Genomic DNA, 17,311 nt, shown 5'->3' with positions numbered 1-17,311 from the left:
GCGGGGCTGATTGTTAGGGAACATCACGGCTGTGGCCGGTCAGGTCAGACCGCCAGATAGTCCATAATCCCTTCCGCCGCCTTGCGCCCTTCGTAGATGGCAGTCACCACCAGATCGGAGCCACGCACCGCGTCGCCACCGGCGAACACCTTGGGATTGCTGGTCTGGAAGGCGTATTCCGCCTGCTCGCGGGCCTTGATGCGATCCCGGTTGTCGAGCTCGATGCCGAACTCCGCCATCCAGGGCTGGGGGTTAGGCTGGAAGCCAAACGCCATCACCACCGCATCGGCGGCTAGCACCTGCTCTGAGCCCTCGATAACCACCGGATTGCGGCGGCCATTGGCATCGGGTTCACCCAGCTCGGTGCTCACCACCTTGATGCCGACGGTGTGACCATTGGCATCCAGCTCGACCGCCACCGGTTGCAGGTTGAACATGAACTCAACCCCCTCCTCGCGGGCATTTTTCACCTCCCGCTTGGAGCCCGGCATGTTCTCCTCGTCGCGGCGATAGGCACAGATCACCTTGTCAGCCCCCTGACGGATGGCGGTACGCACGCAGTCCATGGCGGTATCGCCACCGCCCAGCACCACCACCTGCTTGCCGGCGAAGTCGATGTAGTCGGCTTGCGCCTTCTCGAACCCCAGCAAGCGGTTGGCGTTGGCGATGAGGTAGGGCAGGGCGTCATAGACGCCCGGCGCCTCTTCGTTGGCAAAGCCGCCCTTCATGTACTTGTAGGTACCGACCCCGAGGAAGACAGCATCGAACTCGCCGAGCAGATCGGCGAAGGTGATGTCCTTGCCCACTTCGGTCTCGAGACGAAACTCCACGCCCATTCCCTGGAAGATCTCGCGGCGACGCTGCATCACCTCTTTTTCCAGCTTGAAGGAGGGGATACCGAAGGTGAGCAGGCCGCCAATCTCCGGATACTTGTCAAACACCACCGGGGTGACGCCGTTGCGTGCCAGCACGTCGGCACAGGCGAGGCCCGCAGGGCCAGCGCCAATGACGGCGACCCGCTTACCGGTCTTGACCACGTTCGAGAGGTCGGGCTTCCAGCCCATCTCGAACGCCTTGTCGGTGATGTACTTTTCGATGTTGCCGATGGTCACCGCGCCGAAGCGATCGTTAAGAGTGCAGGAGCCTTCGCACAGACGATCCTGCGGGCAGACCCGACCGCACACTTCTGGCAGGCTGTTGGTCTGGTGGGAGAGCTCCACCGCCTCCAGAATGCGCCCCTCTTTGGCCAGTTTCAGCCAGTTGGGGATGTAGTTGTGGACCGGACACTTCCACTCGCAGTAGGGGTTGCCGCACTCGAGACAGCGATCCGCCTGCATCTGTACCTGCGGCTGATTGAAGGACTCGTAGATCTCCACAAACTGGATTTTGCGGATCTTGAGCGGCTTCTTGGGCGGGTCGACCCGCTGGACATCGATAAACTGAAATACGTTCTGGCTCATAGGGTTCCCTCCTTATTGCGCCTGGATTCTGAGTTCTGCACTGGAACGGCTGGTGTGACCCAGCAGCGATTTCACGTCGCTGGACTTGGGTTTGATCAGCCTGAACTTGGGCACATAGGAGTCGAAGTTGGCCAGGATCTCCTCGGCGCGCGAGCTGCCGGTCTCATTGAGGTGCGCCGTGATGATGCCGCGCAGGTGCTCCTGATGTATGGCGAGATCCGCCACGTCCAGCAGTTCCACCAGCTCGGGGTTGGTGCGCTTGGCGAAGTTGCCGCATTCGTCGAGCACGTAGGCAAAGCCGCCGGTCATGCCCGCCGCGAAGTTGACGCCGGTCTGACCGAGCACGGTGACGATGCCGCCGGTCATGTATTCACAGCCGTTGTCGCCAATCCCCTCGACTACCGCCAGGGCGCCGGAGTTGCGCACCGCGAAACGCTCGCCGGCAGTGCCTGCTGCGTAGAGTTTGCCGCCGGTGGCGCCGTAGAGGCAGGTGTTGCCGATGATGGCCGCTTCATGGGATTTGAACGCCACGCCGACATGGGGCTTGATCACCAGCTTGCCGCCGGTCATCCCCTTGCCCACATAGTCGTTGGCGTCACCGGTGAGGATCATCTCGAGGCCACCTGCGTTCCAGACGCCGAAGCTCTGGCCTGCGGTGCCGTTGAAGTGCACCTTGATCGGATCGGCCGCCATCCCCTGATTGCCGTGCCGTTTGACGATCTCGCCCGAGAGGCGCGCCCCCACCGAGCGGTCGGTGTTGCGAATGTCGTAACGGAACTCGCCACCGCTTGAGGTTTCCACCGCTTCCAGCAGGTCTTCCACCATCTTGAGGTTGAGCGGCCCCTTGTCGAAAGTGGGGTTGTGCTGCTGGCTGAACAGGCTGGAGCCTGCCGGTGCTACCGGACGGGCCAGAATGCCAGAGAGATCCAGCTTGGCCTGACGAGCGGTGAGGCCGGGCAGGGCTTCCAGCAGATCGGTGCGGCCAATCAGGTCGGTCAGCTGGGTGACGCCGAGCTGGGCCATCAGCTCGCGGGTCTCCTCGGCGATGAACTTGAAGTAGTTCATCACCATCTCCGGCAGGCCGGTGAAGTGCTCGCGACGCAGCTTCTCATCCTGAGTGGCAACGCCGGTGGCGCAGTTGTTCAGGTGGCAGATCCGCAGGTATTTGCAACCGAGTGCCACCATGGGGCCGGTGCCAAAACCGAAGCTCTCGGCGCCGAGGATGGCCGCCTTGATGATGTCGAGACCGGTCTTGAGACCGCCATCCACCTGCAGCCGTACCTTGTGGCGCAGGCCGTTGGCGACCAGCGCCTGTTGGGTTTCGGCCAGACCCAGTTCCCACGGGGAGCCGGCATATTTGACCGAGGTGAGGGGGCTCGCGCCAGTGCCGCCGTCATAACCGGAGATGGTGATAAAGTCGGCATAGGCCTTGGCAACGCCGCATGCAATGGTGCCGACGCCAGGCTCGGACACCAGTTTCACCGACACCAGACAGCTCGGGTTGATCTGCTTGATGTCGAAGATGAGCTGGGCCAGATCCTCGATGGAGTAGATGTCGTGGTGCGGCGGCGGTGAAATCAGGGTCACGCCGGGCACGGAATAACGCAGCTGGGCGATCTGGGCAGTCACCTTGTCACCGGGCAGCTGGCCACCTTCGCCGGGCTTGGCACCCTGAGCCACCTTGATTTGCACCACATCGGCGTTCATCAGGTAGTGGGGGGTGACGCCAAAGCGGCCGGAAGCCACCTGCTTGATGCGGGAGTTCTTCTCGGTACCGAAACGCTTGGGATCTTCGCCACCTTCGCCGGAGTTGCTCTGACCGCCGAGGCGGTTCATGGCGACAGCCAGTGCCTCGTGGGCTTCAGGGCCGAGGGCGCCGATGGACATGGCAGCGGAGTCGAAGCGGGGGAACAGCTTGTCGGCTGGCTCAACCTGATCCAGCGCGACCGGATTGTCGACCTTCTTCAGTGCCAGCAGATCGCGCAAGGTGGCAACCGGGCGCTCGTTCACCAGACGAGCGTACTCCTTGTAATCGGCATAGTTGCCGGAGCGCACCGCCGCTTGCAGGGTCTGCACCACATCCGGGTTGTAGGTGTGGTACTCGCCGCCGTGGACGAACTTGAGCAGGCCGCCGTGGGGGAGGGGCTTGCGCATCAACCAGGCCTGACGGGCCAGATTGTGCTGATCCTGCTGGATGTCGGCAAAATCGGCACCCTGAATACGGCTCGATACGCCGCGGAAGCAGGTATCGACCACCGACTTGGCCAGACCCACCGCTTCGAACAGCTGGGAGCAGCGGTAGCTGGCGACCGTGCTGATGCCCATCTTGGACATCACCTTGTAGAGCCCCTTGTTGATGCCGTTGCGGTAGTTGACCATGGCCTGGCGCAGGGACATGGTGAGCACGCCCTCTTCAACCTGTTTGGCCAGGGTTTCGTAGGCCAGATAGGGGTAGATGGCGGTCGCGCCAAAGCCCAGCAGCACCGAGAAGTGGTGCGGATCGCGGCAGCTTGCGGTCTCCACCAGAATGTTGGCGTCGCAGCGCAGGTTGTTGTCCACCAGGGTGCGCTGTACCGCGCCCACCGCCATGGCGGCCGGGATCGGCAGGGTATCGGCGCTGATATCGCGATCCGACAGCACCAGCAGCACGGTGCCACTCTTGGCAGCGGTTTTGGCCTCCTCGCAGATGCGCAAGATGGCCGCTTCCAGCCCCTCTTCGGGCTTGAAGTTGAGGCTGATCACCTGATGACGGTAGTACTCGCCTTCCAGTGCCAGCAGCTGGTGGAAGTCAGAGTAGAGCAGGATCGGTGACTGGAACAGCACCCGGTGGGCGTGGCCGAAGGTCTCGTTGAAGACGTTCTGCTCGCGACCGATACAGGTGGCCAGCGACATCACGTGGTTCTCACGCAGCGGATCGATGGGCGGGTTGGTCACCTGGGCAAACATCTGGCGGAAGTAGTCATAAAGGGTGCGCGGGCCGGAGGAGAGCACCGCCATCGGGGTATCATCCCCCATGGAGCCGACCGCTTCCTGACCGTTTTCACCCAATACCCGGATGATCTGATCCAGCTCCTCGAAGGAGTAGCCAAACAGCTTCTGATAGGTTTTCAGCTGGTGGTCGGAGAACTCGCGGCTACCGGTCTGGCTGTCGTCCATCTGCTCGAAGGGGACCAGTCGGCGGCAATGTTTATCCATCCACTGCTTGTAGGTGTGGCGGTTCTTGAGGTCGTCATCGATCTCGAAGCTGGTCCACACCTTGCCGTTGCTGGTATCCACCACGAACAGCTCGCCCGGGCCGACCCGGCCCTTCTCCAGCACTTCGTCCGGGGTGTAGTCCCAGGTACCGACTTCTGAGGCGAGGGTGATGAACTTGTCCTTGGTGATGACGTAGCGGGCCGGACGCAGACCGTTGCGATCAAGTGCGCAGGTGGCATAGCGACCGTCGGTCATGACGATACCGGCCGGGCCGTCCCACGGCTCCATGTGCATGGAGTTGAAGTCGTAGAAGGCGCGCAGGTCGTCATCCATGTTCGGGTGCTTTTGCCATGCTGGCGGGATCAACAGGCGCATGGCGCGGAACAGGTCCATGCCACCGGCGAGGAAGAGATCCAGCATGTTGTCGAGACTGGAGGAATCCGACCCCGTGGTGTTGACGAAGGGGGCCGCTTCCTGCAAATCGGGAATGAGCGGCGTCGCAAACTTGTAGCTGCGCGCCTTGGCCCACTGGCGGTTGCCGGCGATGGTGTTGATCTCGCCGTTGTGGGCCAGATAGCGAAACGGCTGGGCCAGCGGCCAGCGCGGGCTGGTGTTGGTGGAGAAACGCTGGTGGAAGACGCAGATGGCCGCCTGCATACGGATGTCGGCGAGATCCAGATAGAAGCGCGGCAAGTCCACCGGCATGCACAGTCCTTTATAGACGGTGACCAGATTGGAGAGGCTGACCACATAGAAGTAGTCGTCGTTGACGCGCTTTTCGATGCGGCGGCGCACGATATAGAGGCGGCGCTCGAGATCCTTGTCGACCCAGCCGGGCGGGGCGTTGACAAAGACCTGTTCAATGCTGGGCAGGGAGGCTTTGGCGATGGTACCCAATACGTTGGTATCGACAGGCACCTTACGCCAGCCGACCAGACTCAGGGTCTCTTTTTCCAGCTCTTCGTCGATGATGTCGCGGGTCTGCTGGGCCAATACGGGGTCAGGGTTGAGAAACAGCATGCCGACCGCATAGTTGCGGCCAAGGTGCCATCCCTTCTCCTCGGCGACAGCTCTGAAGAAGCTGTCTGGTTTTTGCAGCAGCAGACCGCAACCATCGCCGGTCTTGCCATCGGCGGAGATCCCGCCGCGATGCTGCATGCGAGCCAATGCTGACATCGCGAGACGGACAAGCTTGTGGCTGGCTTCCCCTTCCATGTGGGCCAACAGGCCGAAGCCACAGTTATCCCTCTCCAGCTTTGGATCATATAGTGACATTGCATTTCTCCCTTGCTCGGCCTTGTATCGCACTGTCATCACCTGACTGCATAAATTGCGATTGGCTCTTGTGGTTCCGTCTGCCTGACGTGGCGAATCTCCAAACTAATGGGATTTTCTGGCGAGGTCAATCGCAGGTCAGGTTTGTCTTCATGGTTACATTCGCATAACAAAATGTCGGGTTAGGGGGATTCGCTCGCAGTTATGGAGTGTTTATTCTGTGTAGTTTGATTTTGTTGGTTAAATATATCGTCATTGGCGGGCTCAATGGTGCGCTCGGCGACGATGGGCGAATGTAGTAATTTTACCAACCCGATGTGGCCGACAGCGGAAGGGATCACATTTTCAATATCCCATGCTTGCAATTGTGTGCTGTCGGGTCTCTTTGAATTTTTCATTGCTCAACAGTGGGTTATCAGGTCTCATTGTCATATGGATGTTTACTGTTTGAATCGTCAAAGAACTGTAAAAATCCTTTTTTTGCGCTTTTTCTCTATATTTATTCAAAATTGGTCGGGTATTTATATGTTTTACCCTCTCCGCTAGCTTGATCCAGCTCAGCCCCTGTTTTGCGCAAGCTCGTACAATGGCGCTCCTTTAGCGGAGGTGTCATGCAGTTACACGAACTCGTCAATACATTCGGTCAGGATCTCAAGCAGCGTCATGGTCAGAAGATCCACAAACTCTCCATCCATGGGGCCTTCACCTGCCCGAACCGTGACGGCACCCTGGGCCGCGGTGGCTGCACCTTCTGCAATGTATCCTCTTTTGCCGACGAGTCGGCTCAGCAACTCTCAGTGGTGCAACAACTGCTGGCTCGCCGGGACGAAGTCACCCGTGCCAAGCGCTATCTTGCCTATTTTCAGGCCTATACCAGCACCTATGCCGAGGTCGAATATCTGCAGCGGATGTATGAAGAGGCGCTGTCAGTGAGCGATATGGTGGGGCTCTGTGTGGGCACTCGCCCCGATTGCGTGCCGGATGCGGTGCTGGATCTGTTGGCGGGCTATCAGGCCCGGGGTTACGAGGTGTGGCTGGAGCTCGGGCTGCAAAGTGCCAACGACAAGACCTTGCAACGTATCAACCGCGGCCACGGTTATGCCGCCTATGAGGATGCGGTAAGACGTGCCCATCAGCGCGGCATCAAGGTATGTGCTCATCTGATCGTCGGCCTGCCTGGCGAAGTGCCGATGGACAGCCTCGATACCCTGCATCGTATCGTTGAGACTGGTGTTGAGGGGATCAAGCTGCATCCGCTTCATGTGGTTGAGGGTAGTACTCTCGGCAAGGCGTGGCAGGCTGGGCGCCTTGAGGTATTGACGCTGGAGCAGTATGTGGAAGCGGCCGTTGCCATGATCCAGCACACGCCGCCCGAGGTGGTGTATCACCGGATTTCGGCCTCCGCGCGCCGTCCAACCCTGTTGGCGCCAGCCTGGTGTGAAAATCGCTGGACGGCCATGGCGGACATTGCCAAAGCACTCTCATTGAACGGCCCGCAAGGTCACGCGTTGGGCAGACCCTTCATACTTCCTGACCTATAATTGAGCGCCAGATTATTATTTTCACGTAAAACATAGGGTTATATAAAAAACTTCATACCCTAAACTATAGTTTTGCTACGTGCCGGTTGATATAGTGGTGCGCCATAATAAATGTCATTATCAATTAACTCCGACATTCACCCTGATTGCAGTGTTAGCATGGTGTTGATGAGCCGATTATTTTTACCAATAACGAATCATGCCACCATTGCTGCTGTGCCGGGAAATTGGCGATGAGTGTCGCGATCTATCTGGACAGGTTTATCCCCTGATCAGTCTCATCAGCGGGAAGGCCACTCGGTTTTAGCGTGGCTATAGCAGGGAAATATGAGCGATGAACGCTCTTATCTACCTCATTTATGCAGTGACAGGATGCTATGCAAGCAGAAACAAGTCGTATTGATGAGTTATTGGAGTGTCTGGTCTTTTTGACCCGTTTTTATGGTGTGCCCAACAGTCAGGATGCCCTGACGACCGGGTTGCCACTGGTCTCCGGACGCCTGACAACCGCACTCTTTTGCCGTGCTGCCGAGCGGGGCGGGTTATCCGCCCGTGAAGTGATCCAGCCACTGGCCGATATTTCTCCCTTGCTGCTGCCTTGCGTATTGCAGATGCGCAGTGGTGGCGCCTGCATTTTGCTGGAGTGGAACGAAGATCGCAGCCAGGGGAAAGTGATTTTCCCTCAGGCTGGTGATGCCGCGCAATGGCTGACCGCAGCCCAATTGGGTGATGAGTATCTGGGACGCCTCTTCTATGTAAAGAAGCAGTTCAAGTTTGACGAACGCTCGCCCAAGGTGCTGGAAACCCGTGATGGCCACTGGTTCTGGAGCACCTTGTTCGAATCCCGCGGCATCTATCGCGATGTGCTGATCGCCTCCATTCTGATCAACCTGTTTGCCATCGCCAGCCCTCTTTTCACCATGAACGTCTATGACAAGATTGTGCCCAATCTGGCGTTTGATTCGCTCTGGGTGCTGGCGGTCGGGGCCATGGTGGTCTTTACCTTCGATTTTGTGATGCGGCAGTTGCGCAGTTACTTTATCGATATCGCTGGCAAAAAGTCTGATGTGCTACTGTCCGCCAAGATTTTCGCCAAGGTGATGGGCATGAGGATGGAGTCTCGTCCTGCTTCCACCGGTGCTTTCGCCAAACATCTGCAGGAATTTGAATCGGTGCGGGAGTTTTTCACCTCAGCAACGGTTTCTACTCTTATCGATCTCCCTTTTGCCGTTTTCTTCCTTTTTATTATCTGGATGTTTGCCGGTGTGATGGTGGTTGTCCCCATCGTCGCCATGCTGATCCTCATCGCCTACAGCTTTTATATTCAGGAGCCACTCAAGCAGTCAATCGAAGAGGGGTCACGCCTTGCGTCCCAGAAGAACGCCAACCTGATTGAAAGTATTTCCGGGCTTGAAACCGTCAAGATTTTCGGCGCCGAGAGCATGTTCCAGCATCGCTGGGAACAGGCCGTTTCCCATATTTCCACCTGGGGCGTACAGACCCGCCGCATTACCAACTCCATGTCCTCACTGGCCAGTTATATCCAGCAGGTGGTGACGGTCGGTCTGGTGATCGTCGGTGTTTACCAGATCTCCGAAGGCTTGGTCACTATGGGGGGCATGATTGCCGCCGTGATGCTCTCCAGTCGCGCCATTGCTCCCATGGTACAACTCTCCGTGTTGTCGACCCGTTATAACCAGGCCAAATCTGCACTGGATATTCTGGAAAAAATCATGCAAACCCCGGGAGAGCAGGAGGAAGGCAAGCAATATATCCATCATCCGGTGATTGCCGGTCGAATTGAATTCGAAAATGTCTCCTTCAAATATCCGGGAATGGAAACCAGCACCCTGCACAATATCAATTTGCGCATTCAGCCGGGCGAAAAGGTGGCGATTATCGGCCGGATTGGGGCGGGTAAAACGACCCTAGAGAAGCTGTTGATGGGGTTGTATCGACCGACCGATGGTTCGGTGCGTATCGACGGTTTTGAACTTGATCAACTGCCGCCTGCGGTGATCCGTCGCAATATCGGCTGTGTTCCGCAAGATGTCATTCTCTTTTTCGGATCTGTGCGGGACAACATCATGCTGGGTAATCCGCTGGTGGATGATGTGAGGGTCTTGCGCGCTGCCAAGCGGGCGGGTGTCACCAACTTTACCAACCGGGATCCCAACGGGCTGGATCGGCAGATAGGTGAGGGTGGCCGTCAGCTTTCCGGTGGCCAGCGTCAGTCGATCCTGCTGGCACGCGCCCTGCTCAATGATCCCCCCATTCTGGTGATGGATGAGCCGACCTCCAACATGGACAACCAGTCCGAGATGCAGGTCAAACAGGAGCTCGCCAGACTTGGCCCGGAAACCACATTGATCCTCATCACTCACAAAACCTCGATGCTGGATGTGGCATCGCGAGTGATCGTTATTGAGCAGGGGCAGATCGTTGCTGATGGCCCCAAAGAGGTGGTGTTACAGCAGTTAAAGGAAGGCAAGGTGCGCGTGCAGGAGGTGTCCCATGGTTAAGGGGCTCATGGACTGGTTCAAGCGCAGCAAAAAGACGCCTTCCGGCGAGGTATTGCCAGCACCCGAGCATCTGGAGTTTGTCGATGACGGCGCGGCAGCTGTACTGCTGACCACGCCGACCGGAGCTCGTATCCTGCTATGGTGCTGTTTCCTCTTTTTCATGAGTGCCATCGTCTGGGCGGCCTGGGCCGAACTGGATGAAGTCACCGTGGGTCAGGGCAAGGTTATTCCGTCCCGTCAGCTGCAGGTGATCCAGAACCTGGAAGGGGGGATCGTCAAAGAGATCTTCGTCAAAGAGGGGGATATCGTCGAAAAGGGGCAGCCGCTGCTGCGCATTGATGACACCCGTTTCCGCTCCGACTTTAGAGAACGGGAGCAAGAGGTAGTCACCCTGAAGGGGGATGTGGCCCGTCTGCGCGCCGAGATGGCCAGCGTCGAGGTGAAAAACGACCCGGCACTGGGGTGGCGTGAGCAGGTCGTGGTAGGTGAAGCGCCAATCCAGTTCCCCGATGGTTATGAAACTGTCTTTGCCGAATACGCACACCGTGAGCGGTCTGTACAGCGGGATCGCCTCAATAACCTGAAGAACCAGCTCTATATTCTTGGTCAGCAAATCGAACAGAAAGAGCAGGAGCTGATTGAACTGAATGCCAAGATCCGCACCGTGAATCGCAGTGTGGATCTGGCCAGACAGGAACTGAATATTAGCCGTCCGCTGGCGAAAGAGGGTATAGTGCCTCAAGTGGAGCTAATCAAGCTGGAGCGGCAGGTCAACGAGATGCAGGGGGAGCTGGAGAGCAACCGTCTGCTGATCCCAAAACTCAATTCGGTGCTGCGTGAGACCATCTCCAAGCGTAATGATATTGCGCTGAAGTTCAGAGCAGACTCCCAGACTGAACTGAACGAGAAGCAGGGGCGACTTGGCCAGTTGTCAGAAGGGCAGGTTGGCTTGCGAGACAGGGTCGACCGGACCAGTGTGATTGCTCCGCTCAAGGGCACCATCAAAAAACTCAAGATCAACACCCTGGGCGGCGTGGTTCAGCCCGGCATGGATTTGATGGAGATTGTGCCGCTGGAGGATACCTTGCTGGTAGAAGCCAAGGTGTCACCAAAAGATATCGCCTTCCTGCGACCGGGGCTGGATGCCATCGTCAAAATTACTGCCTATGACTTTACAATCTATGGAGGATTGCATGGCAAGGTTGAACAGATAAGTGCGGATTCGATCCAGGATGAGGAGGGGAACTCCTTTTATCTGGTTCGGGTTCGGACAGAGAAGAGTTACTTGGGCGATGAGCTTAACGCACTTCCCATCATCCCCGGTATGTTAGCCAGTGCTGATATCATTACTGGTAAAAAAAGTGTCCTAGACTATTTGCTTAAGCCGATTTTACGGGCAAAGCAGTCGGCACTGAGAGAACGATAAGCCAACAATCTAAAAACAAAACATGACTGGAGATAACATGAAAAAAACGATTGTTGCCATGCTGGTCAGTGGCTGCATCCTGATCCCTAGTTTGGGTCAGGCCCAGACTCTGGAAGAGTCGGTGGCACAGACACTTGCTACGCATCCCAAGATCAAGGAAGCGTTTGATCTGTATCAGGCACGACTCTATCAGCATGATGGAGCCAAGGGTGGCTATTATCCTACGATCGATCTGCGTGGTGGCGTAGGCTATGAAAAAACTGACAGCCCTTCTACCCGTGCTGCCAGTGCCAACAGCAATATTGATGATTCCATGACTCGCAAAGAGGCAGGATTAAGTCTGCGGCAAATGTTGTTTGATGGCTTTGATGTCAGCAACAACGTCTCCAGAACCGAAGCTGAAGCCAATGCCCAGCGTCTGGCGATGATCTCCGAAGCAGAGAATACCGCACTTCGAGTAGCTGAGGTCTACCTCAATATGCTGCGCCAGCAGGAGATCCTGGAGCTTTCCAAACAAAACCTGGAAACCCACGAACAGATCCGCAGCGACATCAGCAAGCGGACTGATTCAGGGCTTGGCTCTACTGCGGATCAGACCCAGATTGAAGGTCGTGTTGCCCGGGCCTATTCAAATCAGGCCGCTGCCGAAAACAACTATCGCGACGCAGAAAGCGAATTTATTCGTGTCGTGAACGAGGTACCTAAAGATCTGGTACAGCCGGTTCCCAATACCGAGCTTATCCCGACCAGCCTCGATAGTGCGCTGAAAACAGCGACCGAAGTCCACCCGACCCTGCTCTCTTCCCTGCAGGATATCGAAGCGGCCAAGTACCAGCATGAAGGTGCCAAATCCGGTTTCTACCCCAATGTGACATTCGAGGTCGATCAGAACTGGAATGAGGATATCGATGCGGTCAAAGGGCGCAACGATGATCTGACCGCCATGGTGCGGATGCGTTACAACCTGTTCCGTGGCGGTTCTGATGTGGCAGAGAGCAATGCAACATCGGCGCTCTACTCTCAGGCGAAAGACATTCATTTGAATGCGTTCCGCCAGGTGGAGGAAGGCACTCGTCTGGCCTGGAGCGCGAAAGAGTCGCTGGCCAAGCAAAAGACCTTCCTGAAAGAGCATGTTGACGCCAGCTATGACACCGTACAGGCATACAAGAAGCAGTTTGGTTTGGGTCAGCGGACATTGCTGGACGTATTGAACACCGAGAACGAACTGTTCGAGGCGCGTCGCAGCTATATCACTGCCGAGTATGATGCACTGCTGGCTGACTATCGCATTCTCAACGCGACAGGCAGTCTGCTCAATGCATTTAGCGTCAAACAACCCGCTGAATGGCAGGCCAGGCAATAACCGTTTGTTCATGATCCCGCAGGGATCATGAACGCCAACATGGTGACTGCTGCTGGCAGTCACCATGTTTGGCTAACGCAGGTTGTTGTACGAGCTTTGAGGAGTGCAGCAGTAATAATGCAGCAGGAATATGATGTGACACTCCAGCGTGGTGCCGGTAGCCGATGGTGTTATCTTCTTAATGAATGGAGATACAGATCCCTACGCGCTCTGCGCCACTCCTTATGGATCCTGCTGTTACCCTTCTCACTTCTGCTCTGTGCCAGTCAGCCTCTGCCACAGGAAGATCTCAACTTGATCAAACGGGCGGAGCAGACCTATGGCGCCAGAGCCGGCAAGCGTGTAACCAGTTGGCGTATGCTGGTCATGGAGACGAAGGGCAGGGCCCTGAGCGAAGAAAAAAAGCTTGAGCGGGTTAATAATTTTTTCAATCGGATGCGTTTTATTGACGATATCAAGTTGTGGCGCAAAAAGGATTATTGGGCAACCCCGCTAGAATTTTTGGGGGCCGCCGGGGGAGACTGTGAAGATTTCAGTATCGCCAAATACTCTACGTTGCTCGAGCTTGGGGTCCCGGATGATAAAATGCGGATGGTGTACGTCAAGGCTCTTGATTACAACCAGTTTCACATGGTGGTGGCATATTATGAGACACCCTCTTCCGTTCCGGTTATTTTGGATAATTTGATAGGCTCGATTCGCCCTGCCACACAGCGGCGAGATCTGGTGCCTATTTACAGTTTTAACGGTAGTCACTTGTGGTTGATGAAGGCACGAGGCCAAGGGGAACTGGCTGGTCAATCATCCCGCTTGGGATTATGGAATGATTTACGCAATCGCATGACCTCGGGGCGATTGGCTCGGCCAGTGGTGAATTTGGATGATTAACCTATGACGCTCTATCGACAGTTATTAGCCACCATGCTGCTGCTGTTTGGATTGTTATTTGCGGCCACATACTGGGTGCAATTCAATTCAACCCGCACTTATCTGGCGCAGCAACAGGAAACAACGGTCATCAATACGGCAACCTCGCTGGGGCTTGCCCTCACCCCCTATCTGGAAAACGGTGACAAGGTCGGTGCCGAGTCGGTGATCCAGGCCATTTTTGATGGGGGCTATTATCGATTGGTTCGCCTGGATCTGCTGGCATCAAAGGATGTCATCGAGCAGGAAAATACCAACAATATTCAGGGGGTACCGCGGTGGTTTGTAAATTTGGGACTGTTTCCTGAGGTATCCAACGAGTCAATTTTGACGTCTGGCTGGTTGCAGCTTGGAAAATTAAAAGTAGTGGGTCACCCCGGCCAGGCTTATTACGAGTTGTGGCGGGGGATGAGTGAGCTGGCGAGCTGGTTTCTGGTCGGCTTTTTGATCACCACAATTTTGTTGATGAGAGCACTCAACTACTTGCTCAAGCCACTCAAACAGATCTGTGATCAAGCCGTCGAGATCGAGCTGCACCATTTCGGTCATACGATCCCGGAGCCTAAAACCCATGAATTGAAGCAGGTCGTTCAGGCGATCAACACCCTCTCAAGCAAGTTGGCGTTGCAGTTCAAAGAGCAAGCCGATGAGGCCGAGAAATTGCGTGAGCGGGTTTATGTCGATGCCGTGTCGGGGCTTGGCAACCGAGCCTATTTTGTGGGCCAGGTAAACGCATGGATAGCGGAGGCTGGCCAAGGTGGCGTCATGCTGGTTGCGGTCGACATGCTGGATGATATCTATCGCGATGAAGGCTTTGCTGCCCGTGACAACATGGTCAAATCGATAGCTCAGGCTTTGAAAGAGCAATTAAAAGGGTGGGATGGCGCCGCCTTGGCACGGATCTCCGCGACGGAATATGCGCTGCTCTGTCCAACTGACGATCTGACTCAGCTAAAAGAGTTGGCTGAAGTGATTAATAGCCGCATTGCCGATCTGGTGGTGAATCCAATGGGCGAAGGGGATGCGCTCTCCGTCATTGGTATTGCCGGTCGTGATGGCAATGATGATCTCTCTGCCTTGTTGACCAAAGCCGATAATGCGCTTGGCAAGGCGCGCAATGAACGCCGCGGTGCTGTGGTGATGGAAGGGGGGACTGAGCAAGGTTTGATGGGGCGTTTGGCCTGGCGAGATCTGGTACAAGATGCCATTTCACGTCAACTTTGGCGCTTCAAAGCCCAACCAGCTTGCCGGTTTGATAATGGAGCAAGGTTGCATGCCGAGCTGTTTGCTTCTATCTCTCGGGATGGCACAGATTATTTTGCCGGTCAGTTCTTGCCCGCGATTGAACAGTTCAAATTGGGGGGCGAGTTTGACCAGGCGGTGCTTGATGCTTGCGTTCCATTACTGCAAAAACAGTCTGATCTGGTACTGGCGATCAACATCACTGCTGGCTCGCTCTGCTCGGATGAGTTTTTAACCTGGCTGACGCGCTATCTGACCGAACATGCAGAGCTCAAAGAGCGGTTGTTATTTGAAATACCTGAAGCTGCCATCATGAAACATAAAGACAACGTGGCTGCGTTGGTGGGCACCTTGCAAGCTCATGGCTTCCAGTGGGGGGTTGACCACTATGGTCGTCACTTCCAGTCTCTGGGCTATCTGGAGGAGCTGTCGCCGGCTTATGTCAAGGTCGATCACGGTTATACCAGTCAGGTCATGGAGCCGGGGGCAGACACCTCATTCCTAGCGGCTGTGTGTCGCGCCGCACACAATGCCGGTGTGACCACCATTGCGACCCGCGTCGAGGATCAACATCAAGTGGAACTGCTTTCCAAGTTGCATATCGATGGTTACCAGGGATTTGTTCATCCTGCCTTCCCATTGTCTTGAACTAAATGCTGGAAATGGCCCCGATAGGGGCCTTTTTTATACCAGTCACTTCTCTTTTCGCCATTTTTCTATAACCAACTCAAGGTCAGCCTTGAATGGGGCTGTATCTAGGGTTCTGATTTGTATTAAGAAATACCAACTCTTCGATTTTTTTCCGTCCATTTGTTGAATTCCTCTCGAACGTACGCTTTTTTGCAACGGAACAGCGCGCTATCTCCTTCTACGGTGTAGACATCAAGATCTGTCACCTTGGAGCAATGGATATGCGTACCCAAATCATCGACAAGTCCGTGGTTGTCTCAGCTATAGAAGGCAATGTGGAGATTGTGCTGGCTGATGGAAGCAGCCGCCCTCTGCAAAAAGGGGAAATTCTCCAACCCGGAGCCAAATTGGCCATAGCGGATGACGCCAAGCTGGCTCTTTCCCCTTATGACGATACTCCAGCATCGGATGTTCCGGCAGGTTCCGAGTCCGCTGAACCTGCTCAACCGCAAGTGGCTGCCAGCCAGGAAGGCGCTCCTTCAGATATTGCCGCATTGCAAGAATCGATTCTGCAGGGTGTTGACCCGACTCAAAACTTTGAGGCTTCTGCTGCTGGTGGGGCACCAGCGGCCGGTGGTGGTGGCGGTATTGGTGGGGTTGCGGGGACCAGTGGTAATGGTGGTTTCGTCACAATTGATCGAACTGGTGATGCCACGATAGCGGCTGCAGGGTTTGATACCACCTACGATACGGCCGCTGTCATCAATGAAAATCAGGCCGAAGATTTGATTCTTGAAAATCAGCTTGATGATTTGGGCGAAACCGCCGTGACCCTGGAAGACACTCAGGTCAGTGGGAATTTGCTCGACAATAGTACCAATCCAGATGGGCCTGCTGATGCCTCTATCGTTTCATATGACTGGGGTATCAATATCGGAGTCCCTGCTGGTGTTGCTGCCACCATTACCGGAGTGGGCACGCTGATCATCAATCCGGATGGCAGCTATATCTTTACTCCTGCGCCTAACTATGATGGTGCTGTTCCCCCAGTGAACTATCAGGTAACTGATGGCCAAGATACAGTGACTTCAACACTCGTTATCTCCATTACTCCGGTAGATGAGGCGGTAGGCCTTGATGGGCTGACTCTGGAAGGGGGAGAGGTGTTGGTCAGTGATGCCAACTTGGTCGACGGTTCGGCACCTAACGCTGCCGCGTTAACTCAAAGTGGGGTGTTTACTTTTAATGCCCCTGATGGTGTGCAAACGCTGGCAATCGGGGCGATCCAGTTGATCAGCAATGGCACCGTGGTTGCTCTGCCTGTATCCATTGAGACGCCGCTTGGCAATGGATTGCAAATCACCGCAATAACCTACGATCCCGTTACCGGTAACGGCAGTGTCTCCTACAGCTATACCCTCCTTGATAACGAGGCCCATCAACAACCCGCTTCTGACCTGCAATTGGGTGAGAGTCTCGCTGTGACCTTGACCGATGATGACGGTGATACAACCAGTGCAACGCTGGACATCGTTATTCAGGATGATGTGCCGACCCAGGATGTGGGGGTGGCCGAAGAGGCTAATTTGGGTGGATTGTCGGTCAGTCTGGACGAGACGGTTGGCAAAGAGGATACCTACAGCGAAAGTGATGTGAATGACGGCTATGTCAGTGATGACGTAGAGGGTGAACTGGCCCGAGCTACAACTACGATTGAAGGTGGTTTGCTG

Annotated in this window: 9 protein-coding genes; 7 read left to right on the top strand and 2 right to left on the bottom strand. The window is 55.8% G+C overall.

Translation table 11 applies throughout. The features are described from left to right. Nucleotides 1-44: 44 nt before the first annotated feature. Nucleotides 45-1,460 (bottom strand): FAD-dependent oxidoreductase, encoded by a 1,416-nt coding sequence (locus DBR30_RS19820; protein WP_108540281.1) that lies wholly within the window; start codon nucleotides 1,458-1,460, stop codon nucleotides 45-47. Between the two features lie 12 nt (nucleotides 1,461-1,472). Further along, nucleotides 1,473-5,930: a glutamate synthase large subunit gene (gene gltB, locus DBR30_RS19815; protein WP_108540284.1), complete on the bottom strand. Its 4,458-nt coding sequence runs from the start codon at nucleotides 5,928-5,930 to the stop codon at nucleotides 1,473-1,475. Between the two features lie 611 nt (nucleotides 5,931-6,541). Here gltB and DBR30_RS19810 point away from each other — a divergent pair. The 7 genes from DBR30_RS19810 to DBR30_RS19780 form a co-directional block, all read left to right on the top strand. After that, complete coding sequence (locus DBR30_RS19810; RefSeq protein ID WP_042083735.1) at nucleotides 6,542-7,471, top strand: TIGR01212 family radical SAM protein; 930 nt, start codon at nucleotides 6,542-6,544, stop codon at nucleotides 7,469-7,471. Between the two features lie 377 nt (nucleotides 7,472-7,848). After that, nucleotides 7,849-9,993 (top strand): type I secretion system permease/ATPase, encoded by a 2,145-nt coding sequence (locus tag DBR30_RS19805; RefSeq protein ID WP_005350980.1) that lies wholly within the window; start codon nucleotides 7,849-7,851, stop codon nucleotides 9,991-9,993. Further along, nucleotides 9,986-11,419 carry an HlyD family type I secretion periplasmic adaptor subunit gene (locus tag DBR30_RS19800; protein WP_005350982.1) on the top strand — a complete coding sequence of 478 codons (1,434 nt, stop codon included), beginning with the start codon at nucleotides 9,986-9,988 and terminating at the stop codon, nucleotides 11,417-11,419. Before DBR30_RS19805 ends, DBR30_RS19800 begins: the two co-directional genes overlap by 8 nt. A 37-nt stretch (nucleotides 11,420-11,456) precedes the next feature. Further along, a complete protein-coding gene (locus tag DBR30_RS19795; protein WP_108540287.1) occupies nucleotides 11,457-12,782 on the top strand; it encodes a TolC family outer membrane protein in 1,326 nt (441 codons plus the stop codon). Nucleotides 12,783-12,917: 135 nt separating this feature from the next. Beyond that, nucleotides 12,918-13,670, top strand: coding sequence for a transglutaminase-like cysteine peptidase (locus DBR30_RS19790; protein ID WP_181363637.1), 753 nt, complete (start codon nucleotides 12,918-12,920; stop codon nucleotides 13,668-13,670). A gap of 3 nt (nucleotides 13,671-13,673) precedes the next feature. Further along, nucleotides 13,674-15,599, top strand: a complete 1,926-nt coding sequence (locus DBR30_RS19785) for an EAL domain-containing protein (protein ID WP_042056178.1) — start codon at nucleotides 13,674-13,676, stop codon at nucleotides 15,597-15,599. Between the two features lie 263 nt (nucleotides 15,600-15,862). Further along, the coding region (locus tag DBR30_RS19780) for a retention module-containing protein (protein ID WP_258224519.1) at nucleotides 15,863-17,311 on the top strand (1,449 nt) is incomplete at its 3' end.

Source organism: Aeromonas sp. HMWF017, assembly GCF_003061465.1.
Classification (GTDB): domain Bacteria; phylum Pseudomonadota; class Gammaproteobacteria; order Enterobacterales; family Aeromonadaceae; genus Aeromonas; species Aeromonas veronii.
The sequence above is the reverse complement of the archived record's forward strand: the minus strand, read 5'-3'. Positions and strand labels throughout refer to the sequence as shown.